Annotated in this window: 19 protein-coding genes and 1 riboswitch; of the genes, 6 read left to right on the top strand and 13 right to left on the bottom strand. The window is 54.0% G+C overall.

From position 1 onward, the window contains the following. Nucleotides 1-7 precede the first annotated feature (7 nt). A complete protein-coding gene (locus BBD41_RS18435; RefSeq protein ID WP_099478417.1) occupies nucleotides 8-457 on the bottom strand; it encodes a MarR family transcriptional regulator in 450 nt (149 codons plus the stop codon). Between the two features lie 247 nt (nucleotides 458-704). Continuing rightward, nucleotides 705-1283: a hypothetical protein gene (locus tag BBD41_RS18430; RefSeq protein WP_099478416.1), complete on the bottom strand. Its 579-nt coding sequence runs from the start codon at nucleotides 1281-1283 to the stop codon at nucleotides 705-707. A 192-nt stretch (nucleotides 1284-1475) separates the two neighbouring features. On the opposite strand from BBD41_RS18430, the gene BBD41_RS18425 reads away from it, so the two are divergent. Continuing rightward, nucleotides 1476-1814, top strand: coding sequence for a hypothetical protein (locus tag BBD41_RS18425; protein ID WP_077568174.1), 339 nt, complete (start codon nucleotides 1476-1478; stop codon nucleotides 1812-1814). 171 nt (nucleotides 1815-1985) lie between these two features. Here the strand turns inward: BBD41_RS18425 and BBD41_RS18420 are convergent, their stop codons facing one another. Continuing rightward, complete coding sequence (locus BBD41_RS18420) at nucleotides 1986-2861, bottom strand: cation diffusion facilitator family transporter (RefSeq protein WP_099478415.1); 876 nt, start codon at nucleotides 2859-2861, stop codon at nucleotides 1986-1988. A gap of 241 nt (nucleotides 2862-3102) precedes the next feature. Here BBD41_RS18420 and BBD41_RS18415 point away from each other — a divergent pair, with 241 nt between their 5' ends. After that, nucleotides 3103-3291 (top strand): hypothetical protein, encoded by a 189-nt coding sequence (locus tag BBD41_RS18415; protein ID WP_007131688.1) that lies wholly within the window; start codon nucleotides 3103-3105, stop codon nucleotides 3289-3291. Nucleotides 3292-3414: 123 nt separating this feature from the next. Here the strand turns inward: BBD41_RS18415 and BBD41_RS18410 are convergent, their stop codons facing one another. From BBD41_RS18410 to BBD41_RS18395, 5 genes are all read right to left on the bottom strand, one after another. Beyond that, complete coding sequence (locus tag BBD41_RS18410; RefSeq protein ID WP_007131689.1) at nucleotides 3415-5046, bottom strand: ABC-F family ATP-binding cassette domain-containing protein; 1632 nt, start codon at nucleotides 5044-5046, stop codon at nucleotides 3415-3417. Nucleotides 5047-5227: 181 nt separating this feature from the next. Beyond that, a complete protein-coding gene (locus tag BBD41_RS18405; RefSeq protein ID WP_077568176.1) occupies nucleotides 5228-6256 on the bottom strand; it encodes an MBL fold metallo-hydrolase in 1029 nt (342 codons plus the stop codon). A gap of 141 nt (nucleotides 6257-6397) precedes the next feature. Further along, nucleotides 6398-6499, bottom strand: coding sequence for a cytochrome bd oxidase small subunit CydS family protein (gene cydS / locus BBD41_RS30670; protein ID WP_397311271.1), 102 nt, complete (start codon nucleotides 6497-6499; stop codon nucleotides 6398-6400). 4 nt (nucleotides 6500-6503) lie between these two features. After that, nucleotides 6504-7541, bottom strand: coding sequence for a cytochrome d ubiquinol oxidase subunit II (locus BBD41_RS18400; protein WP_077568177.1), 1038 nt, complete (start codon nucleotides 7539-7541; stop codon nucleotides 6504-6506). Then, nucleotides 7538-8890 carry a cytochrome ubiquinol oxidase subunit I gene (locus BBD41_RS18395; protein ID WP_077568178.1) on the bottom strand — a complete coding sequence of 451 codons (1353 nt, stop codon included), beginning with the start codon at nucleotides 8888-8890 and terminating at the stop codon, nucleotides 7538-7540. Before BBD41_RS18395 ends, BBD41_RS18400 begins: the two co-directional genes overlap by 4 nt. Nucleotides 8891-9561: 671 nt before the next feature. Here BBD41_RS18395 and BBD41_RS18390 point away from each other — a divergent pair. Then, nucleotides 9562-10692 (top strand): conserved virulence factor C family protein, encoded by a 1131-nt coding sequence (locus BBD41_RS18390; protein ID WP_077568179.1) that lies wholly within the window; start codon nucleotides 9562-9564, stop codon nucleotides 10690-10692. Between the two features lie 155 nt (nucleotides 10693-10847). Beyond that, nucleotides 10848-11040: riboswitch (Lysine riboswitch) on the top strand. Nucleotides 11041-11213: 173 nt separating this feature from the next. After that, nucleotides 11214-12605 (top strand): amino acid permease, encoded by a 1392-nt coding sequence (locus BBD41_RS18385; protein WP_237087117.1) that lies wholly within the window; start codon nucleotides 11214-11216, stop codon nucleotides 12603-12605. 195 nt (nucleotides 12606-12800) lie between these two features. On the opposite strand, the gene BBD41_RS18380 is transcribed toward BBD41_RS18385, so the two are convergent. The 5 genes from BBD41_RS18380 to xylA form a co-directional block, all read right to left on the bottom strand. Beyond that, a complete protein-coding gene (locus BBD41_RS18380) occupies nucleotides 12801-13943 on the bottom strand; it encodes a transglutaminase domain-containing protein (protein WP_099478413.1) in 1143 nt (380 codons plus the stop codon). Nucleotides 13944-14050: 107 nt separating this feature from the next. Next, entirely contained in the window at nucleotides 14051-16393 is a 2343-nt protein-coding gene (locus tag BBD41_RS18375) for a YcdB/YcdC domain-containing protein (RefSeq protein ID WP_099478412.1), read from the bottom strand. Nucleotides 16394-16721: 328 nt separating this feature from the next. Continuing rightward, nucleotides 16722-17351, bottom strand: a complete 630-nt coding sequence (locus BBD41_RS18370; protein WP_077568183.1) for a bifunctional 4-hydroxy-2-oxoglutarate aldolase/2-dehydro-3-deoxy-phosphogluconate aldolase — start codon at nucleotides 17349-17351, stop codon at nucleotides 16722-16724. 161 nt (nucleotides 17352-17512) lie between these two features. Beyond that, nucleotides 17513-19009 (bottom strand): xylulokinase, encoded by a 1497-nt coding sequence (gene xylB, locus BBD41_RS18365; RefSeq protein WP_099478411.1) that lies wholly within the window; start codon nucleotides 19007-19009, stop codon nucleotides 17513-17515. A gap of 164 nt (nucleotides 19010-19173) precedes the next feature. Beyond that, nucleotides 19174-20490, bottom strand: coding sequence for a xylose isomerase (xylA, locus tag BBD41_RS18360; RefSeq protein ID WP_077568185.1), 1317 nt, complete (start codon nucleotides 20488-20490; stop codon nucleotides 19174-19176). 286 nt (nucleotides 20491-20776) lie between these two features. Here xylA and BBD41_RS18355 point away from each other — a divergent pair, with 286 nt between their 5' ends. Both BBD41_RS18355 and BBD41_RS18350 read left to right on the top strand, forming a co-directional pair. Next, nucleotides 20777-21949: an ROK family protein gene (locus tag BBD41_RS18355; protein WP_077568186.1), complete on the top strand. Its 1173-nt coding sequence runs from the start codon at nucleotides 20777-20779 to the stop codon at nucleotides 21947-21949. A gap of 148 nt (nucleotides 21950-22097) precedes the next feature. Next, nucleotides 22098-22301, top strand: coding sequence for a hypothetical protein (locus BBD41_RS18350; RefSeq protein WP_077568187.1), 204 nt, complete (start codon nucleotides 22098-22100; stop codon nucleotides 22299-22301). Nucleotides 22302-22308: the final 7 nt, after the last annotated feature.

Genomic DNA, 22308 nt, shown 5'->3' with positions numbered 1-22308 from the left:
GATTTTTCTATGTGGACAGCTTACCTTGGATATGCTCAATGTTCGCTGTTATCTTCCGGTACAAGCAGCCGAGCTGCTTGATTTCCTCATCCGTCAAGAAACCGTACAACATCTTGCTCAATTCATTCCGCTTCTTGGATAGCTGGGTTATCAGCTCATTGCCCTGCTCGGTAATCTCAAGATGCACAACTCTGCGATCCACCTGATCCCGAACGCGGCGCGCAAATCCGCCGTCAATCAATTTGTCCGAGATGCCGGTCACGGCCCCGCATGTCACATGAATCGAATCGGCCAAATCCGACAACCGAAGAGGACCCTGCTCGTGAAGGATCTCCAAAGCGGTGTATTGCGTCCTGCCTAGTTTAGGGAAGCCCTCCTTCTGCCATTCATTCTGAATCGTCCGAAGCATCTTCTTGAACAACATTTCCAACTCCAGAATTTCATTCCGAATCGGCATCGCTTCGCTCGCTCCTTTATTTACCAGCACCGGCCGATTTAGAGCTCCGGGTTCTCGAAACACGGCCCTCTAAATACTTTAGTACTAAAACATTTTCGACTAAACAATTAATGATTATAGTAGGCGAGAATACTCGTGTCAATCTTTACATATCAAATTTTCTTTGTTTTTCTGAAAAGTTCCTGGCATTAAAAAAGACCCAAAAGAATCGAACGGTTCGATTCTTCTGGGTCTTTCGCCTATTCGCTTACTTAAACAGTGACGGGATAGACATCCAATCGAGCGTAAAATTCAGCTCCAGTCCGTCGGATAAAAACTTAACATCCTTAACGGTCACCAAATCCGGTAAATAATCCTTGATCGAAATTTCGATCGGATCCAGCACGAACACATTTTGAGGCACCTCGACGCCCCGGATTGTCGTTGACTGGTGATTTAGAATAAGCTGGCTTCCTCTTGCCGACATTTGAAATTTCAAAATGGCACCAAAGGGCAGCACCCCATACCGGCCGTTCATCTGTGCCGTCATCACGGTACCGTTCATTTGAAAATCGGCCCCTGTAATTTCAACGCCCAAATCATGGGTGTTCTTATATTTGACCAAATTCTTTTTGCTAAGCTGCGATACTTCCTCGAGACTCAGCTTCATGCGGGTGTCGCGGTTTTGAATCATCGTCATCAGTTTTTCCTTGAAATCAACGGTGCGGTACTTTAAATCAAGACTCTGGGTAGGATAGACAAACCAGACGGCAGCACCGGCAACGACAAGCAAAAGGATCAGGATGACCAGGAACAACCGGCCGGCTCTTTTTCTTCGGCGTGCCATCGCAGCCCCCCCTTTACGAAGTAAAAATATCGCTGTATAATAGCCTTCTTTCGTCTCAAAGTATATATGAAGAAGATAGGCTTGTCACTTTTTGAGCGAAATGATCCCAGCTTTATTGATTCAGCGTATCCATATTGTGGTATTACGTTATTGTCAAAATCAATACTACGGTCCCAAGGAGGAAACCCATCAATGAAAAAAACAGTAAGCATTACCGCAGCTCTAGCTCTAGCCCTATCCCTTACAGCCGTTGCCAGCGCAGATCCGGTCACCGGGACGGTTACAAACTCAACGTACAACAACAACTCGGACGAACCGATCATTAAGCCTGACGAAGTGGTCCTGAACCCGACGCCGATGCATGAGCTGACCAAGCTTACCTACTTCTATAACGCGCCAAACGGCAAAAAAGTCGGCGCTCTGGCTCCGCAAAAAGTAGATACAACCGGCAATCGCTTTGAAGACGCTCGCGGCGGGGAATGGGTTGAGATCTATACCTGGCTCGGTACCGCCTGGATTTATGTCGATTAATAGGCACGACTCTTTTATAAACACATACAATCGGTTTGCAAGTCTGTTTTTGCTTGCTAGGCATTAAGGTAACACGTGAAAGAAACCGTTCATTCGTAAGGGGCTTGATGCCCGCATTACATACAGAACGGTTTCTTTACGTTTCCGCTGATTAACCTGATTCCGGCACGTTCATCCGGATCCCTTGGGCTCCACATGGATATGCACGCTCATGATGTCATGGACCTTCTCCATCCTCTCCTCGATCCGGTCGCTGATCCGATGACCTTCAAGAACGCTGATATGCGGGTCCACCTCAATCACGATATCCACCAGGACCCGGTTCCCATGGATTCTTGCCTTCATATCCTTGATCCCTTCCACCCCGGGGGTGCTCGCAATCGTAGCCCGCAGATCGGACAGGCGGCTCTCGTCGAAGCCGTCCGTCAAATTGTGGGTCGACTCTTTGAATATTCCCCAGGCCGTCCGGCATATCAGCAAACCTACCGCAATGGCAGCGGCCGTGTCGAGCCAGGGCAGACCGAACTGTGATCCGATGATGCCCACTGCCGCCCCGACGCTGACCAGTGCATCCGATAAATTATCCTTGGCCGCAGCCATTAAGGCCTGATTGTCGATACGCCGGGCGAGATTCCGGTTATAGCGGTACACGCCAAGCATGATGATTGCGGAAATGCCGGCCACGCCCGCAGACCATATATTCGGGATTTGCTTCTCCCCTTCGAAAAATGACCGCCCCGCCTCAACCAAAACCTGAATCCCGACGAACGCCATGATAAATGATGCGATCAATGCAGCGACCGTTTCGGCTCTTAAATGCCCGTAAGCGTGGTCGGAATCGGGCGGCTTTCGGGAGATGCGCAGGCCGATCAGTACAGCTGCCGAAGCTGCAATGTCCGTCATATTGTTAAAGCCGTCGGCAAGCAAAGCGCTGGAGGCAAATACCGTTCCGCCCACAACTTTAAATGCCGAGAGCGCCAGATATGCCCCGATGCTGACCCATGCCCCGCGCTCCCCTTTTTTTATATTCTCATAGACATCCACGATGCGCGTCTCCCCTTTAATTCAGCATGGCAAGGCAGAATAAAGCGTACCTCCTGATCCTATCCATATTCACGCCGGCTAAGCCTATTCTTGCCGCTTCGATGCGAAAGGCGCCTTGACCGGATGCACGGCACCGGGCCCGCGGTCATTAGTAGAAAACAGTATTAATTATTGTTACCCTTGCGGGGGGTTTTAAAAACGAATAAAATGAGATCAGCTAAACCACGAAGGAGAGGGTGATCCCATGCCCGAGAATCAGGAATCGCGAAAAATCAATTTGGCGGATGCCATCCGTCAAAAGTTGGAGCAGAAGAAGCAGCAGAACTCGGCTGCCGGCAAACCGGGGCAGTTCCAGCCTGGCCAAACCCCTAAACTGAAGAGCCAAAACAACAAAAAACCAAACAATCAGCGTCGCCGCACCGGCGGCTCCTAATCGAGCCTGCCGCTGCCGCTATCCGAAAACGCAAAAAAATGCTGCGTCTCTTTCATCGAAGAGATGCAGCATTTTTTAGTCGCAGATGACGTTCCCTTGCCGGGGAGACCCAGCAAGGCGTTATTATGAGGTAGCTTCTACAGCATACATACGTTCACGAAGAGCCTTGATCTCTTCGCTCTCCAGGTACTCGTCATAGCTCATGACGCGATCGATGATGCCGCTTGGCGTAATCTCGATAATCCGGTTCGCAATCGTCTGAATGAACTGATGGTCATGCGAAGTGAACAGGATTGTCCCGTCGAAATCGATCAGCCCGTTGTTGAGCGCCGTGATCGACTCCAAATCTAAGTGGTTCGTCGGCTCATCGAACACCAGCACGTTCGCGCCGTTGAGCATCATTTTGGCAAGCATGCAGCGGACCTTTTCGCCCCCGGACAATACGCTGGCTTTCTTCAGGGCCTCTTCGCCGGAGAAGAGCATGCGTCCGAGGAATCCGCGCAGGAATGTCTCATCCTGGTCTTTGGAATACTGACGCAGCCACTCGACCAGATTCAGATCCACGCCGTCGAAATACGCGGAGTTGTCTTTCGGGAAATAGGCCTGGGTTGTCGTAACCCCCCAGCTGTATTCGCCGGACTCGGCCTCGGTCTCGCCCATGATCACCTGGAACAGCGTCGTCTTAGGCAAGCTGTTCGGCCCGACAAAAGCGATTTTATCTCCTTTGTTCACGACGAAGCTGACATTATCCAGCACCTTCTCGCCTTCCACGCTCTTGGTGATTCCGTCAACCGTGAGCAGCTGCTTGCCCGCTTCGCGCTCCGGCTTGAAGTTAAGGAACGGATATTTCCGGTTGGAAGGACGGATATCCTCCAGCGTAATTTTCTCCAGCTGCTTCTTCCGCGACGTTGCCTGCTTCGATTTCGAAGCGTTGGCGGAGAACCGCTGGATAAAGGCTTGGAGCTCCTTGATCTTCTCTTCTTTCTTCTTGTTGGATTCCCGCTGCAGCTGGAGCGCCAGCTGGCTGGACTCGTACCAGAAGTCGTAGTTGCCGACATAGAGCTGGATTTTGCCGAAATCGATATCCGCAATATGCGTACATACCTTATTCAGGAAGTGACGGTCATGGGATACAACGATAACGGTGCCTTCGTAATCCATCAGGAAGTTCTCCAGCCATTGAATCGACTCGAGGTCCAAGTGGTTGGTAGGCTCGTCAAGCAGCAGGTTGTGCGGACGTCCGAACAACGCCTGGGCGAGGAGAACCCGCACCTTCTCGTTACCGGAAAGCTCTGCCATCTTCTTGTCATGCAGCTCGCGCGGGATGCCGAGACCGATCAGGAGCGCGGCCGCATCCGGCTCGGCGTCCCAGCCGTTCAATTCGGCGAATTCGCCTTCCAGCTCACCCGCACGCATGCCGTCCTCTTCCGAGAAATCGGCCTTCGCATAAAGCGCGTCCTTCTCCTTCATGATCTGGTACAGACGCGCATGTCCCATAATGACGGTCTCCAGAACCGGATATTGATCATATTCATAATGGTTCTGCTTCAGAACGGCCAAGCGTTCGTTCGGGGTCATATGAACCTCGCCTTGGTTCGGTTCGATCTCGCCGGACAAAATTTTCAGAAACGTCGACTTGCCCGCCCCGTTGGCGCCGATCAGGCCATAACAGTTGCCTGCCGTGAATTTTATATTTACATCTTCAAATAGTGCTCGTTTGCCATAGCGGAGCGTTACGCCGCTTGTACTGATCATTATCGCATTACCATCCTTTTTCACTGTGGTTACAGCACATTATAGCATAAGTCCGGCAGTTATCGAAGCGTATCGACGGATTAAAAACAGTTTAAACAAAAAACTCCCACCACCCGCTCCGACAATCAGCGAATCGTGAGAGTTCCATTCCATTCACGCGTTCCCCCATCTTCGGAGGAAACTAGGATTCTGCATTCCGGCATTCCGGCTGGATCTTGAACGTCTCTCCGTATTTCAATACCCGGATGCGCTCCTTCGCGATCCCAAGACGCTGCCGTTCCGCCTCCATGCGGTCGAGCGCCTCCTTCGCCGTATCGTCGGCCAGCTTGAAGGTTCCGTAGTGCATCGGAATCATCGTCTCGGCCTTTACATCCTGGAACGCCTGCAGCGCTTCCTCTGGATTGACATGCTGGGAGGTCATGAACCATTCCGGCTCGTAGGCTCCGATCGGCATTAAGGCGATATGAATGTTGAACCGCTCGCCAATGAGTTTAAAGCCCTGAAAATATCCGCTGTCCCCGGCAAAATACAGATTCGGGGGGAGCAGGCGCGTTCCGTCCCCGCCCTGTGCTACGTCGCAGCTGTCCTGGTCTGCGCCGTCTTCTGGCGTCCGTCCTTCCTGCTGCGCCGGCTCCAGCACGTAGCCTCCCCAATGGGAGGTATTGGTGTCAAACGGCGTGCGCCGCGTCCAGTGCTGGGTCGGGACAAACGATATTTTCACGCTGCCGATCGTCGCCGATTCCCACCATTGCAGCTCGATCACGCGGCGAAAGCCCTTTCTGACCATTTTGCGTCGCAGGCCGATCGGGACGATAATCGTCGTCTCGGACCTGTACAATTTCCGGATGGACGCAAAATGCATATGATCATAATGCGAATGCGAGATCAGAATGACGTCGACCGGCGGAATGTCTTGAATCGGAATTCCCGGCTCGCCGAGCCGTTTCGTAAACCCCATTCTCCGCGCCCATACCGGATCGGTAACGATATTCATACCTTCATATTGAATGAAAAAGGTCGCATGCCCGACCCATGTAACGGAGGTTTCGTGCCGGTTGCTGTGCAAATACGGCAAATCCGGCGTCAGGTTCGGAATGACATACGAATAGTCCTTCTTCTTCTGACGGCGCTCGTCACGCCACTGCTTGAACTGCTTTAACGTTTTGTCCGTGCTGACATTATCGATATTGTTATAGCGGACTTTTGGCATGCAGCCTCCTCCTTCCATATCCAGTATTGTACCCTGTGCCGGCCTCTCCGCTCAACTTTTGCGCTTTGTTGTTTCTTATAACGCAATTGAAATGCGGCGAATCAGCAAATCGCCGGTGCGAGAATGTTGCTCCCCCGCGGTTTAATCCGAAGGATCTTTATATTTGACGACATAAACGGCCAGGAACGCAACGGCAGCCGCCACGGTCAGAAACGGGGCGACAAAGATACCGAAATCCTCCATCGTCTCACCCTCTCTTCGCAGATTTGCCGCGAATGTAATTCGCATCGAACAGGAACAGGCGCATCAGCAGGATCAGCGAGGGGATCAGCACGCACAGCCCCAGCAAGAACGCAGTGATGAGCGCGACGGCCATCGTATCGTTGGTGATGCTTTCATGGACGTGAATATAGTCGTATAGAATGTACGGCAAATGCGACCGCCCGTATCCGTACCAGGCAAACGCAAATTGAAGCATCACCATGACAAAGGCGAGGCCCAGCTTTATTTTTTTCCACACGAGATACACGGCGATGCAGAAGCATAAGAAGGAAGCTATGAACATCCACGCCATATTCAGCATGTTCTGAAAATGCACCGGATTTTGATGATTGATCTGGAAGAAGGCGAACAAGGATGCGAGAATCGTCGGCCCGCTCCAGGCCAGCGCATACCCCCGGACGATCCCGAAGGCAACCTCATCCCCAGCCCGCTGGGCATAATAGGTCAGGAACATCGCCGAGATGTACAACACGCTCACCAGAGCCAAAATAATGACGGACCAGGTGTACGGGTTCGTAAAGAAGCTGTACCAATGGAGCACAACCTTCCCGTCAACCTTATCTATGATTCCCCCCTCGGAAATCGCGAGGATCGTGGACAACGCAGCCGGAATGAGGAGCCCTGTCGCGCCGTACAGCGCCATATATACCTTATTTGTCCGGGTCTCGGTCTGGCTCCCGTACGTATGGTACGCATAATACGCTCCGCGTATCGCCAGCAGTACGAGCGCCAAACTGCCTGGCACGAGCAGCGCCGTTCCGTAATAGAAGGCTGCATCCGGGAAGAAGCCGACCAGCCCGACGACGAAGAAGATCAGAAAGACGTTGGTCACTTCCCATACGGGGGACAAATACCGCTGAATAATGTTGTGGATTTTGTTCCGGTGTCCGGTGAGCACGCTGTAAAAGCTGAAGAAGCCCGCGCCGAAGTCAATAGAGGCAACGACTAAATACCCGAACAGAAACGTCCATAAGATTGTAATGGCTACCATGGCATAGCTCATGCGCGGTCCTCTCCTTCGATTTCAAGTCCCAGCGCCCGGATTTCCTCTTCGGCGCTCTTGTTCCGGAACAGCTGGCTGAGCACGCGGATCGCAGACACGGACAGCACTAGATACAGGACGATAAACAGGATCAGCATCCAGCCTACGCTGGTGGAGGTTGTCGCTGCATCCGCCACCTTCATGTAACCGCGTACGATCCAAGGCTGCCTTCCGATCTCCGCCAAAAACCACCCCAGCCAGATCGCCGACATCGCTAAAGGCCCTAATGCCACTATACTGAGCAGGAGCCATTTTGGATAAGGCTTTTTGCCGGGAAGCTTGCGGCGAAACAAATATAAAAGCGGAATCAATACCAGAAGCCCACCGATGGTCACCTTGAGATCAAAGTAATAATGGACCGAGAGCGGCGGCCGTTCATCCTCTGGGAACTCGTTCAATCCGATGACTTTCGTCGCCGGGTTGTTGCCTGCCAATATGCTGAGCGCGTACGGTATTTTCAAAGCGTATTTAACCTCATGATTCTCATCGAGGATGCCGCCGTAAATGAGCGGCGCTCCTCTCATCGTCTCGAAATGCCACTCCGCCGCCGCCAGCTTCTCAGGCTGGTATTTGGCCAAAAATTTACCCGAGAAGTCCCCGATGGCCACCGTGGCAAGCGCAAAAACGAAGGCAGAGACAACGGTCAGCTTCAGCGCCTTTTTGAAATAAACATGCGTGCTTCCCTTAAGAAGGCTAAAAGCCGCAATGCTCGCCAGCACGCCTGCGCTCGTCGTAAACGCGGAAGCCAGCACATGGCTCACCTTCGTCGGCGTTGCCGGATTGAACATCGCTACGAACGGATTCACATTCGTGAACACGCCGTTTATCAGCTCGAATCCCTGCGGCTGGTTCATGAAGGCGTTCATGCTCGTAATGAAGAAAGCCGAAGCGGATGAGCCGATGGCTACGGGAATGAGCAGCAGCAGATGCGTCGATTTATTTTTGAACCGGTCCCAGGTGTATAAATAAATGCCCAGAAAGATCGCCTCCACGAAAAACGCGAAGGTCTCCATAAACAGCGGCAGTGCAATGGCCTTCCCGGCTACGCGCATAAAGGTCGGCCACAGGAGGCTTAGCTGCAGCCCGATCGCCGTCCCTGTCACGACGCCTACGGCAACCGTGATGACATATCCCCGCGCCCACCGCCTGGCCAGCAGCGTATAATGATCATCTCCCGTCCGGATTCCCCTCCATTCGGCCAATGCCAGCATAATCGGGATGCCCACCCCGATCGTGGCCAATACGATATGTACAAACAGGGTCAAACCGGTCAATATCCGGCTCATTAATACCGGATCCAGTGAAGACATTAAGGCTCACTCCTTCATAGTAATGGCTGCTCGGGTTGCTTAGGTCGCTCGGAGTTATCCGGGATCGCTTCGGGTCGCTCGGGTTGTCCGGGACTGCTTAAGGACGCTGGGGTTACCGGGATGGCCTCGGTTGCCCCATATCGCTTGGGCGCTCGGGTACCGGGAGCCCAACGTTTGCCCGGGATCGCTTCCGGGGTGCTCGGGTTCCCGGGCTCGTCTCGGTTGCCCGAGATCGTTCGGGGCACTCGAGTTATCCGGGATCGCTCCGGTTTAGCAACCGCCTAGCACGCATCCTCCCCTTCGCATCAGCCGAAAAAATGGATGTAACGCAGATACCCTTTCACCGCGCCGTACAGCATAATCGCGGCAACGATCAAGCACACCAGAGCCAGCGTTCTCTCCTGCTTACGGTACATGGCAGGTCTTCTCCCTCCCATTTTGGAATCGTCCTTATAAATCTTCTATGTAAGCCCTCCGCAAGAAGCGCAGAAGCAGTTGCCTGTCTTCCGGTGGCATTCAGGTCAATCAGCGCCTTCTCAAAGGATAGTTTGACAAACCTTTCCTCTTTTTATCCAAAAATTCGCTCTTGCCGGCGGCCAAGCCGGGATGCGCTGTTTTTTCCCGCGGGGAACTGAGGTACAATAGGAGCATAAGGAGGCGATACTTGAACTATGAAGATTACATTCATCGAACCGACCCCAAGCCCGAACTCCATGAAGCTTCACTTGGATGAAACGCTGGAGCCGGGCATACGCAAAACATATACAATCGAAAACGAACGATCCGCTCCATCCTGGATCCGCCAGCTGCTACACATCCCGGGTGTGAAAAGTGTGTTCCATACGGCCGACTTCATCGCGCTGGACCGCAAAGGCAATGCGGACTGGCCTTCCATCCTGGGTGCCGTGCAGGAGATATTCGGCCAGGAGGGTCTGGCAGCAGGACTGAATGAGGGCGAACAGGAGGCCGCCTTCGGCGAAGCCCAGGTGTTCGTTCAGTATTTCCGCGGCATTCCGATGCAGATCCGTGTAAAGAGCGGCGCCAAGGAGGAGCGAATCGCCTTGTCCGACCGGTTCACCAAAGCGGTGACCGAGGTTGCGACCGCCACCCTCATTAAAGAGCGCAAGCTGAAGGAATACGGCGTCCGCTACGGCGAGCTTGCCGATATCGCGCGCGAGGTCGAGCAGGAGCTGGAAGCGGCGTTCCCGCAGGAACGCCTGGATCGCGTAGTGGCGCAGGCGATCGCCCACGGCGCCAACGACGAGGAATTTGTGGAGCAGCGGCGCAAGCTGAGCGATGCGGAAATCGAGGCCGCGCTTTCGGATGAAGACTGGCGCGTCCGCTACGCCGCACTTGAGGTGCTGGAGCCGAACGAGAAGCATATCCCTCTGCTCCGCAAAGCGCTGCAGGATCCGAAGATGCAAATCCGGCGGCTTGTCGTTGTTTACCTCGGCGACCTGCGCACGCCTGAAGCGATGGAACTGCTGTACGAGGCGATGCGTGACGATGCGCCGGCCGTGCGCCGGACTGCCGGCGATACGCTGTCCGATATCGGCGATGCGGCCGCCACGCCGGTTATGATCGAATCGCTGAAGGATACCAGCAAGATCGTACGCTGGCGGGCCGCCCGCTTCCTCTATGAGGTCGGAACCGAAGAAGCCCGATCGGCGCTCGAGGAGGCGGCGAATGACCCTGAATTCGAGGTCAGCCTGCAGGCCCGCATGGCCCTGGAGCGGATCGAATCCGGTGAGGAAGCAGCCGGAACGGTGTGGCAGCAGATGGCCAAGCGCACCCGCTCGTAAACGGCCCTATGCCGTCCATACCCTTGAGCAGATAGCCGGACGTTATCGGATCAACACTCCAGGCGACAAAATTAACCATTGATTCTCACACGCGATGTGATTTATACTAGGAATCTCTTGTTAGAACTGAATAGAAGGATAGCCTCATCAATCCAAGATGAGGTAGAGGTTGCAGACATGATCAGTAATCGCGTCGAGGCGAAGAGGAGCCGAAGAAGCGCAGATGAAAGGCATGGCTGCCGAAGTGCAGGATATACTCTTGTATTCTGTGCTGGGGTCGTTGCCGAAAGGGACGGAACTGTCACGGGAATTGCATGACGCAATCGCCCGTGTTGCGCTATCTTTATGGAGGGTTTGATGCGGATTACACATAGACCGCAGGTACATGACCTGGGGTCTATTCTTTTTATTCGGGCACAATGACATGTGTGGTATCTCTTACTATATAGAAGGAGTGTTTGATCTTGAGTTCTAGAAAAGCACCAGCAGCCTCCCTGAAGCCAAGCTTCAAGGCCCGGCATATGACGATGATCGCCCTAGGCGGATCCATCGGCACCGGCCTGTTCCTGGCTAGCGGAACCGCAATATCCTCCGCCGGTCCCGGCGGAGCACTCATTGCATATGCCGCCGTCGGCCTGATGGTTTACTTCCTGATGACCAGCTTGGGCGAGCTGGCCACGTATTTGCCGGATGCCGGCTCGTTTAGCACATACGCCTCCCGGTTCGTCAGCCCCGCCTTCGGCTTTGCCGTCGGCTGGAACTTCTGGTACAACTGGGCGGTTACCATTGCCGCTGAACTTGCGGCAGCTACCGTGATTATTAAATTTTGGTTCCCGGACAGTCCGTCCTTCCTGTGGAGTCTTCTGTTTCTGGCCATCATGTTCGGCCTGAACTATCTGTCGAGCAAAGGCTACGGCGAATCGGAATATTGGTTTGCGATCATTAAGGTCGCAACCGTCATCATCTTCCTGATTATCGGCATCCTGATGATCGCCGGCATTCTCGGCGGAAAAACCGTCGGCTTCTCGAACTTTACGATGGACGGCGGTCCTGTGCACGGCGGCTTCTTCGCCCTGGTGGGCGTATTTATGGCAGCCGGCTTCTCCTTCCAGGGAACCGAGCTGATCGGGGTTGCCGCTGGAGAAAGCGAAAATCCGAGAAAGCATGTGCCGAGGGCTATCCGCCAAGTATTTTGGCGCATTCTGATCTTTTATATTTTCGCGATTTTCGTTATCGGCATGCTGATTCCGTATACGCATCCGAGCCTGCTTCAATCCGGCGTCGATAATATCGGAGTCAGTCCATTCACGCTCGTGTTCGAACGTGCCGGGCTTGCCTTCTCCGCTTCCGTCATGAATGCCGTCATTCTCAGCTCCGTCCTGTCGGCCGGCAACTCGGGCATGTACGCCTCCACCCGCGTTCTCTATTCCATGGCGAAGCAAGGCATGGCACCGAAGTGGCTCAGCCGGCTGAACAGCCGCGGCGTTCCCGTGGCGGCCCTGATCGTGACGACCGCAGTCGGAATGCTCGCTTTCCTGGCCTCCTTCTTCGGGGACGGGGTTGTGTATGTGTGGCTTCTGAACGCCTCGGGGATGTGCGGCTTCATCAACTGGCTCGCGATTGCCGTCAGCCATTACCGGTTCCGCAAGGCGTATATCGCGCAAGGACATGATCTGAAGGATCTGCCGTTCCGGGCACGCTGGTTCCCGTTTGGACCGCTCTTCGCCTTCCTGCTCTGTCTTGTTGCCATTATCGGCCAAGGGAATTTCAGCGGAGATATCGACTGGCTGACCATCATTGCCACCTATGTAAGCATCCCGCTCTTCCTGGCCATCTGGTTCGGCTATAAGCTCTTTAAGAAGAGCCGTATCGTACCGCTGCAGGAATCCGACTTAAGCACCGATTCCAAATAAGGCAGTGCGAAGAAATCGGCCGTTTCGCGATTTTGAATCTCTCTTGTCCGGCCCATAAGGGAATGAGCATATCAAATGTCACGACGGCATACAAAGGGGCGGTCCCCCGTAGAGTAAGATCTACGGGGGACCGCCCCTTCTTCATTATTCGAATACGTTGGGTTTAACTCGCTTGTATCGAGCGCTCACTACCATCTACCAAGCGATCTGCACTCTCAAATCATCCGTATCCTCGAATGTGCTGTGATAATATTTGATCGAGCCCAGATTGTTCTTCAGCTGTAATTGCTGGAGCGTCTGAACAAGCTCGCTTTCGCTGCCGTCGTATCGGAACACCAGCTTACGGCTCTTCGCAGCCTGGGCCTCCTTCACGAGAGGCTGCAGCTGCTTATAGGATCTGACAATGGAACCTGCATCGTAAAGATGATATTCCAGATCCTGTTTGATCGCTTTATAGACGGCCGCTTTCGCCCGATCCTTGCGTGTAAGCGACGTCAAGGTATCCCGGTAGAGAGTGTCCGCTTTCGGGTAGGACTTCACCCAAGTATGATCCCGGCCCATCTGCTTATCTGTCCGAAGGTAATACGTGTAGGACACCTCGTTTGGGCGGTCCGGGACCGGGTCGTCCCACGTCGTGTCCATGTGGTACCACTTGCCGTCCAGTAGCACGAGATTCCATGCATGGAGCTGACCTTTCGGATTATCCGGGGAATACGCCGTACCTTCCACGATCTTATTCTCAATACCGGCCCCTTTAAGCAGCTTATGGGTCAGCAAGGAGTAGCCCTGGCATACCGTACTGCCCGTGTATAGTCCGTCGTAAGCGGTATACTTCGTTAGGGTCGTATCATATTTCAAATTCAGGACGACCCAATCATGGATGGCCTTCACCTTCTCATGATCATTCATCCCTGCCTTGATGATGCTCTTCAATATCGCGGCAGAACGCATATCGACATATCGGGTCTGCTCCGCAGTCTCGCGATAGCTTAACTGGACCGTCACATCCGCTGCGCTGGCTGTTCCGCGATAGTCGTAGCTATAGCTTGCAATGGTGTAGTGGATATACGGATCGCTGGCCATCGCCTGGTCAAGCGCATCCTTCAGCTGGGTCTTCAGCGACTTGGTTTCCCCTTGATAAGCAAACCGCACGGTGGATTCTCTGTCATTCATAGCCTCCAGCAGCTTCTCCTGGATGGCGCCGACCGACTTGATGACCGGTTTGTTCGAAGTAGCATACACATCTATAAGGTTAGCCGGCTCGGGGACAGCGGCCACGGTCACGGCTAAACTCCCTGCAATCAATAATTTGGCAATCGTTGATCGGCCTCGTTTCATCGGTATACCCGCCCTTCATCTACCTAATCCCTAAACACCTACATTGTACCATATTTTCTCAACGTTTAAGGATTATAATTATGTCGATCAAGCACGAATACCGAAGCTTACCAATAATACGTGGACATGAAGGAATCGCTGCGGCCCGATAGCTTCGAGAGGGCAACCAGTACTTCAGCCGCTTCTGCTCGGGTCACCTCGCGCTGAGGCAGGAACTTGCCGTCAACAGCCGGCAGCAGACCCAGCTTCATGGAGATCAGGGCTGCTCCTTTATTGGTGATCGCCTGCGCGTCCGATACGCCCAGCACATCGGTAGGAAGGCTGAATACTTTTGACAGCTTCTCGTAGTTAAGAATGCGGGTCAGCGAGCCTGCGAGCTCATCCCGGGTCAGCTTGCGATCCAACGGCAGCGTGCCTTCAGGATCGTAGGACAGCCAGTTTTGCCCTACCATCACTTGAATGGCCGGGTAATACGGATGGTCCGGCTGCAGCCCGGCATAAGGGTCGACGGTGCTATTGTACATATCCTTATACGACGGGTTGACGGAAGCCGCGACCAGCTGGTACCATTCCCCGAGCGTTATCTGGCGATCCGGATATACTTTACCGTCCTTGTCCGGCTCCAGCACCCGGAACTTCACCAGCTCTTGCAGCGCCTGCTCCGACGCATGGCCTTCAATGTCCGTCACGGCCGGAACGTCCTTTGTTCCGATTTCCGGTACAAAATTCCGCCACTTTCCGGTTGCTGCATCCAATGGCAGATGGATCCCGCCGTAATATTCCTTCTGCTGCTTATGTGATGGATAATAGACCAGCTTGATGGTCGGCTCTTCCATTTCACCGGCAATCGTCCGGTAGCCGCCGTAATAGGCATACTTCAGGTTAAGCTCGATTTCGCCCAAATACTTCGCTTTGGCCTGCTCCGGCGTTACGGCCGGCTTGGCATCCGCCTTCAGCTCGGACAGGTTGGCGGCCGCATTCAGACTAAAGTTCTGTATTTGACCGTTCAGATCAATGGCGAGGCTGATCGAATCGCCCATAATCCGAATATCGCCGACATAACGCTGGAAGTTGAATTGATAAGAGCCTCTCTTGCTCCCTTTGGACGGCCCCTCCGCCATGGTCAGCCTCCACTCCTCAGACGCGTTCGGCACCAGCTTCGATACCACCTCATATGCCTGGTTCAATGCGGCCTGCTGCGAGATCGGCTGCTTCACTTCCGCTGCTTCAAAAACATCATAGCGGTATCTCATGTAGGAATATAATTGACCGGTCTTGGCATCGACCTCGGCCGAAACCATTTCCCCCGCTCCGTAAGGAGCGCCTTTCTCTTCCATCCATCGGATATTCCATGTACGCACCTCGGGGTTATTCCACCGGTTGCCCAGCGACTTCGCCTCCAGCTTCATGCCGGACGGAACCGGGATGAGGCTCTTCACCCACTCAGCGGCATCATTTCCTCCGGAGAACGTGCCCTGACGCGGCTTGAAGGTCTCCTTCGCCGCCGGGATGCGTCCATCCTCTACCGGGATAATCTCGGTTTCAATCCCCATGTAGCCGATCGGCTTGCCCGAATCCGCATCCAGGTACGATCCCGCCTGCTCGTTCGGTATGTACCCCAGAAAATATTTGCTCTTCCCATTGCTATTATCCCTATTTTCCGGCACGTAGGCCAAGTCGACCGAGAACTGCTCCTCGTAGAGCTTGCGGATCGCGTTCGCGTCTAGCTTAGGCGTCGCCGAAGGATATTTCTGATTGCTGTAGCTGCGGTTATAGCTGGTGACATTGCCCTGTCCGTCCAAGGAAATATTGATGCTGTTCAGGTCGGATTCGATGCCGTTCACGGTCGATTGGAAATAAAAAGCGAATACCGGCGGCGTGAACAAGGCGGCTTGCATTCCCAAATAGCCGTTATTTTCCTTCAAGTCCTCCACTTTGACGTCGGAGGTGTGCGTTTTGATCCACTGCAGCGCCTTCTCCTTGGCGGCTTCTCGCGTCAATACGGGCTTGTCGGTGTCGTCTCTCAACCCGTTCGGAATATGCACATTCATGATCTCCCCGGTAACGGCATTGACCTGTGCGCTGAATCCAATACTCGAGTACCCTCTCGTAATCGATAATTGCAAGTCCCACGAAAGCGTGTTGCCCCCAAAATTATCCGTTTCCGAAAATTGAGCGTTTGTGACTTTGACATTCTTCAGGATCGGAAACGCATTCCGGATAATTTCTTCCGCTTTCTTGGACGAAATTTTGGCGCCTTTCGGAATTTCGTTGTCGGTCACGCTGATGCTGCCGTCATTGCTGTTTACGGTAACGGATTCTGCAGCAGGCGTGCTGCTGGTCGTAGCCGATGCCGCCCAGGCCGGCTGAGCCATGCATAACATTGCCGTGACAGCCGCCACGGTCTTTTTGACATGTGCCTTCCTCTTTCCGGTTGAATTCGATTTCACTTTATTCGCTCCTCCCCATGTCTTGGAATTTACCATCGCTTCTCAGCATCGGCTGCAGGTTCTATGTAGTATAAGCACTCCGCTGAAACGCCATATTACCAAGCTATCTAAATAATACCATAACTTGTCTATATATTCCTTATGTAGGAAGCTACAAAAAGATGCCAGAACTGTTACCTGTTTAATGAGTAGCTCTAGCTTCCGAATGAACATCCACAAAATAGTGGGTGCGCAGCCATGATCTTTCTGTCGCTTGTCCTATGGATCGAGGGAAAGCCTCTTGGCTAATGAAAAAATTGCAATCTGCCTACTCATGAACCGCCGTACGTTAAACCTGCTTCAGGCGGTCAACAAAAGCTTGTGCCCGCTCCGCCATCGTCTCGACATCCTTGGTCAACAGTGCCTCCTTCGGAATCAGAGCGCTTCCGAGTCCGACCGCTGCCGCCCCTGCTGCAAAATAGTCCTGAAGATTATCCAGCGTGACTCCTCCGGTCGCAAGCAGCGGAATATGATTCAGCGGACCCTGCAGCTCCTTCAGGTAAGCAAGCCCGAGGCTTGCCATCGGAAACAGCTTGATAATTTCCGCCCCAGCCGAATAGGCGGCTACGATCTCCGTCGGCGTCATCGCCCCCGGCCATATGTCGATGCCCCGCTCCAACGCATACTCGATCACGGCAAGATCCGTATTCGGCGAAATGAGAAACTGGGCTCCGGCAGCGACGGCCTCCTTCGCCATGTCCACGTCCAGCACCGTACCGGCGCCGACATACGCGGTACCGTCGTAACGGCCGCGCCAATCGGAGATCATATCCAGGGCCCCGTCCGTGTTCATCGTTACTTCCATGAGCCGAACGCCGCCCCGGGTCAGCCCTTCGCCGATGATTCGTGCCTGCTCCTTCGTAATTCCCCTTACAATCGCCACCAGCTTTTCACGCTTCAATATATCAGTCAGCTGCATCGATTATGCCTCCCCTTCCTTATATACACCTCTCGGGCCATCATAAACCCCGGTAAGCCACAATGCAACGAATGGTTCACAATTGACGAAACCGCGGACTTAGAATATAAAAAAGCAGGCAAAGGGATCCTTCCCCCTTGCCTGCCTTACATTTCATTCCATTATCCGCGAAACTCGGCCAAACCCTTGCCCAGTTCCCGGGTAGCGCCATACACCGTTTGATACAAGCCGAACAGCTTCTCATACTGCTGTGCCGTGTCCGGATTCGGCGCATAAGTACGGGCTTCGCGCAAAAATTCTTTCGCACATGCCTGCAGGCTCGGGAACCAGCCGGAACCGTATGCCGCAAGCATGGCGGCGCCCATTGCAGGCCCCTGCTCGCTCTCCAGCTTCACGATTTCGGCATTGAACACATCCGCCTGCATTTGCAGCCAATCCTCGTTCTTCGCCCCGCCGCCGATGGAAATGACGCGGTCGATTCGCTTGCCCGACGCCCGCAAAATATCGATCGATTCACGAAGCGAGAACGTGATCCCTTCCAGCACCGAACGCGCAAAATGCGGAAGCTTGTGCCCTGCATCCATGCCGATGAAGCTGCCTCGGATATCCGCATCCGGATGCGGCGTCCGTTCGCCCACAATGTAAGGTGTGAACAGCAGACCGCCGCTGCCGGCCGGAATGTCGCCGATTCCGCTTAGCAGCTCATCGAAGGAGACGTCCGGTGCAAACGTATCTTTGAACCAGGTCAGGCTGTATCCAGCAGCCAGCGTCACTCCCATAATGTAGTAAGCGTCTTTCTCGCTGTGATTGAAGAAGTGGACCTTGCCTTCGAAATCCACCTCTCTTCGCTCCTCATAGGAGAGCACCACACCGGATGTGCCGATGCTGCACATCGTCTGTCCCTCGGACAGAATGCCGGCTCCGATCGCGCCGCAGGCATTGTCGGCACCGCCTGCAAATACCTTCGTCTCCGGCAGCAGACCGGATTCCCGTGCAATCTCCGGCAGCAGCGTCCCGCACAGATCAAACGACTCGACGAGCGGAGGACAAATGGAATGCGGAAGATCGAAGGCATCGAGAATGTCGGTGCTCCATGATTTCGCCGCGACATCCAGCAGCAGCGTTCCTGCGGCATCGGAATAATCCATCGCGTACTCCCCGGTCAACCGGTAGCGGACATAGTCCTTCGGCAGCAGGAACAGGGCAGCCTGCTTCAGCAGCTCCGGCTCGTTCTCCTGCACCCATAATATCTTCGGCAGCGTGAAGCCTTCCAACGCACGGTTGCGGGCGATGCCGAGCAGCTTCTCCTGAAGCGTATCTTCAATGCGGCGGCACTGTGCCGTCGTACGGGTATCGTTCCACAGGATGGCTGGGCGCAGCACGGCGCCGTTGCCGTCTACCAGCACCAGTCCGTGCATCTGGCCGGAAAAGCTAAGTCCCTCCACTTCCGAAGCGGATATCTTCGATTCTTCAAGCAAGAGACGCAGGGACAGCAGGGTTTTATCTACCCAATCTTCAGGACGCTGCTCGCTGTAGCCGGGCTTCGGCTGACTTAGCGGATACGACTCCGAATGCTCGGCGACAACATTGCCGCTGCGGTCTACCAGTACCGTCTTCACCGCACTGGTGCCCAAATCAACTCCGATCACGTAACTCATCTGCTTCCTCCTAACGGTTCATTGTGAACATCAATCCTGTGATCATGTTCAGCTGGAATAGCTTCAAACGTTTCAAGGTTGTGAAATAAGTACACCGGCTTCCTTGGAAGGAGCCGGTGAAGGTTTGAATTTCATGGTACAGGCATATCAAGCTGTTCGATAAATTAGTTCGCAAGAATGTACTGGTTCAGGATCGCTTTAAGCATTTCTTGGCGTCCGGACTCATTTTTACGAGGGGATTCGTTGTTCAGGGCGTATTCGGCCAAGGAAGCCAGCGTCGCCTTGCCTGCCACAACGTCTGCCCCGATGCCTTCCTTAAAGCTGCTGTAGCGCTTCTCGATGAAGTCCTCGAATACGCGGTCTTCGATCAGCTTCGCTGCCACTTTAAGGCCTTTGGCATAAGTGTCCATACCAGCGATATGGGCGAGGAACAGATCCTCAGGCTCGAAGGACGGACGGCGAACCTTCGCGTCGAAGTTCACGCCGCCGCGGCCAAGGCCGCCGTTCATCAGCACTTCGTACAAGGTCAGGGTAGCATCGTAGATGTTTACCGGGAATTCGTCGGTATCCCATCCGATCAGCATATCGCCTTGGTTCGCGTCGAGGGAGCCGAGCATGCCGTTGATGCGCGCTACGCGAAGCTCATGCTCGAACGTGTGTCCGGCCAGCGTTGCATGGTTAGCTTCAAGATTCAGCTTGAAGTGCTTATCGAGGCCGTATTTTTGCAGGAACGCAATCGTTGTTGCGGCATCGAAGTCATATTGATGCTTGGTCGGCTCTTTCGGCTTCGGCTCGATCAGGAACTGGGCGTCAAAGCCGATTTCCTTAGCATAATCGACAGCCATGTGGAACAGGCGGGCCAGATTATCCAGCTCAAGCGCCATGTCGGTGTTCAGCAGGGTTTCATAGCCTTCGCGGCCGCCCCAGAACACGTAGTTCTCAGCGCCGAGACGCTTGCCCACTTCAAGGCCCTTCTTGATCTGTGCAGCGGCATGGGCATATACGTCCGCATTGCAGGTCGTGCCTGCGCCATGCATGAAGCGCGGGTTCGTGAACATGTTCGCCGTGTTCCACAGCAGCTTCTTGCCGGTAGATTTCATGTGCTCTTCAATAGAATCGACAATCGTGTCGATGTTGCTGTAGAACTCGCGCAGGCTGCTGCCTTCAGGAGCAATATCCACATCGTGGAAGCAGAAGTAAGGCAGATTCAATTTCTCCATGAACTCGAAGCCGGCTTCTACGCGGGCTTTTGCAAGGTCCATGCCGGAGTAATGGCCCCAAGGGCGAACGGCGGTGTCTGCGCCGAACGGATCGGAGCCGCCAGCGGTTAATGTATGCCAGTAAGCCATGGCGAAACGCAAATGCTCTTCCATCGTTTTGCCGGCTACCACTTCAGTCGGATTATAAAATTTAAAAGCATAAGGATTGGTCGATTTGCTTCCTTCATACTCTACTTTGCCGATGTTATTAAAATAAGCCATTGATTGAGTCCTCCTATACCTTGATAAGGTGTGGTTAACGCTTACAGGGATATCCTATCACAGTCGAGCAGACTTTGTCTATTGGTTAAACAAAGTAATTTGCAACCGGCTTGCCCGTGTTGGCAGACTTGTCCTTTCAGCCGCGCGTCTGCCCTTCCAAGGCACTTCCGTTCAACAGGGCCCTTGGTCCCCCGCTCCTCCTCGACCTGTTGCATTTTCCGGCCTTTACGCCTAGACTATGAGCATATCTAGTCTCAGTCAGCAAGCTAAAAGGATGAATATATCTATGACCAAAATTACCGGTGACCAGGCTCTGGTCAAGAAAATAAACCGATCAATCATTCTCGAAACGATTCGCCGGCATGCTCCCGTGTCCCGTGCCAAGGTATCTGCGCTGACGGGGCTGAATAAAGCGACCGTCTCCAACCTGGTTCAGGAGCTGGCGGCCCACCATCTGCTTCAGGAAATCGGCCCGGGAGAGTCCAGCGGCGGCCGAAAGCCCCAGTTGCTTCTCTTTAACGGCCAAGCCGGCTACGCGGTTGGCGTTGAGCTGCGCGTCAACCAAATGACGGGCGTGCTGACGGACCTTGAAGGCAACATAACGGCAGAAGCAGACGACTCGCTCATAGAGCATGATGTTGAATCCGTTACGCAGCGCATGATTGCCATGATCAAGGAGCTTATGCAGCTGGCTCCGCCCTCGCCGTACGGCATCATCGGCATCGGTGTCGGCGTACCGGGCATGGTGGACGGCAACGGCACCGTCCTCTTCGCTCCCAACCTCGGTTGGGATATGGTGCCCCTCCAGCAGCGACTGGAGGAGGAGCTCGGTCTTCCCGTAACCATCGACAATGAAGCCAATGCAGGCGCCCAAGGCGAGCTGCGGTTCGGAGCGGGGCAGGATGCCCGCCACCTTCTGTATATCAGCGCCGGCAGCGGGATCGGCTCGGGCATCATCATTAACGGCGAGCTGTACAAGGGAGCCCGCGGGTATGCCGGGGAGAGCGGGCATATGTCGATCGAGGCCGATGGCAAAGCGTGTTCATGCGGCAACCGGGGCTGCTGGGAGCTGTATGCATCGGAGAAATCATATGATGACAAGGGCGATCGGCTCCCGGCAAGGCGTACCTCGGCATTGATCCGCCATGCTGAGGAGGGCCACGCGGAGACCATCCGCCATTTTCAAGAGCTGGGGCGCTATCTAGGGATCGGCATCACGAATCTCGTAAACGGGTTCAATCCGCAGTCGGTCATCATCGGGGGACCGCTGTCGGATGCAAGAGCCTGGATCGGGGACACATTGAAGCAGGTCGTTGCTGAGCGTACGCTGCCATATCACAAAGAGCTGATGGAAATCCGCTTTGCGGAGCTCGGCAGCCGCTCCACGATGATCGGCGCTGCTTATTCCGCGATTTCCCAATTTCTCGGACCGGTCAGAGTTTCGGTCCCGGCTACGTAAATGACTAGATTTTGCCTTATTTCCATCGTGGCGGATTAAGGTAAAATCTTTCGATTTCCGCTATAATTAATGTTGTTCTGCCATGTTAAACCACCGTTTCGGTATGAGACGCGTGTGATGTTATAGAAAAGGGAGAGGAAACGCTCTAATGACCTATGTAAGCACCGAGGATATTTCCCCGCAAATGTTTATTGCCGTGCTGCTGTTTCTCCTTGTGATTGCCCCGCTGTTCAGTCTTGGCATTATGAGGCTGTTTCAGGGCAAGAAAAAAGCCGGCTTCACCCTCATGGGCTCCGGCGTAGGCGTGTACATTGTGTTTCAATTGATCATGAGTCTGTTCTTTGACAAATGAGAGGCTG

The sequence above is a fragment of the Paenibacillus ihbetae genome (assembly GCF_002741055.1).
GTDB lineage: Bacteria > Bacillota > Bacilli > Paenibacillales > Paenibacillaceae > Paenibacillus_AQ > Paenibacillus_AQ ihbetae.
Note: the sequence above shows the minus strand (reverse complement) of the source record. Positions and strands in the feature narration are given on the sequence as shown.

What these genes read in the sequence shown, in the direction of transcription:
- BBD41_RS18435 (WP_099478417.1), bottom strand. Translation starts at nt 457, where the DNA reads ATGCCGATTCGGAATGAAATTCTGGAGTTGGAAATGTTGTTCAAGAAG.
- BBD41_RS18430 (WP_099478416.1), bottom strand. Translation starts at nt 1,283, where the DNA reads ATGGCACGCCGAAGAAAAAGAGCCGGCCGGTTGTTCCTGGTCATCCTG.
- BBD41_RS18425 (WP_077568174.1), top strand. Translation starts at nt 1,476, where the DNA reads ATGAAAAAAACAGTAAGCATTACCGCAGCTCTAGCTCTAGCCCTATCC.
- BBD41_RS18415 (WP_007131688.1), top strand. Translation starts at nt 3,103, where the DNA reads ATGCCCGAGAATCAGGAATCGCGAAAAATCAATTTGGCGGATGCCATC.
- BBD41_RS18410 (WP_007131689.1), bottom strand. Translation starts at nt 5,046, where the DNA reads ATGATCAGTACAAGCGGCGTAACGCTCCGCTATGGCAAACGAGCACTA.
- BBD41_RS18405 (WP_077568176.1), bottom strand. Translation starts at nt 6,256, where the DNA reads ATGCCAAAAGTCCGCTATAACAATATCGATAATGTCAGCACGGACAAA.
- cydS (WP_397311271.1), bottom strand. Translation starts at nt 6,499, where the DNA reads ATGGAGGATTTCGGTATCTTTGTCGCCCCGTTTCTGACCGTGGCGGCT.
- BBD41_RS18400 (WP_077568177.1), bottom strand. Translation starts at nt 7,541, where the DNA reads ATGAGCTATGCCATGGTAGCCATTACAATCTTATGGACGTTTCTGTTC.
- BBD41_RS18395 (WP_077568178.1), bottom strand. Translation starts at nt 8,890, where the DNA reads ATGTCTTCACTGGATCCGGTATTAATGAGCCGGATATTGACCGGTTTG.
- BBD41_RS18390 (WP_077568179.1), top strand. Translation starts at nt 9,562, where the DNA reads ATGAAGATTACATTCATCGAACCGACCCCAAGCCCGAACTCCATGAAG.
- BBD41_RS18385 (WP_237087117.1), top strand. Translation starts at nt 11,214, where the DNA reads ATGACGATGATCGCCCTAGGCGGATCCATCGGCACCGGCCTGTTCCTG.
- BBD41_RS18380 (WP_099478413.1), bottom strand. Translation starts at nt 13,943, where the DNA reads ATGAAACGAGGCCGATCAACGATTGCCAAATTATTGATTGCAGGGAGT.
- BBD41_RS18370 (WP_077568183.1), bottom strand. Translation starts at nt 17,351, where the DNA reads ATGCAGCTGACTGATATATTGAAGCGTGAAAAGCTGGTGGCGATTGTA.
- xylB (WP_099478411.1), bottom strand. Translation starts at nt 19,009, where the DNA reads ATGAGTTACGTGATCGGAGTTGATTTGGGCACCAGTGCGGTGAAGACG.
- xylA (WP_077568185.1), bottom strand. Translation starts at nt 20,490, where the DNA reads ATGGCTTATTTTAATAACATCGGCAAAGTAGAGTATGAAGGAAGCAAA.
- BBD41_RS18355 (WP_077568186.1), top strand. Translation starts at nt 20,777, where the DNA reads ATGACCAAAATTACCGGTGACCAGGCTCTGGTCAAGAAAATAAACCGA.
- BBD41_RS18350 (WP_077568187.1), top strand. Translation starts at nt 22,098, where the DNA reads ATGACCTATGTAAGCACCGAGGATATTTCCCCGCAAATGTTTATTGCC.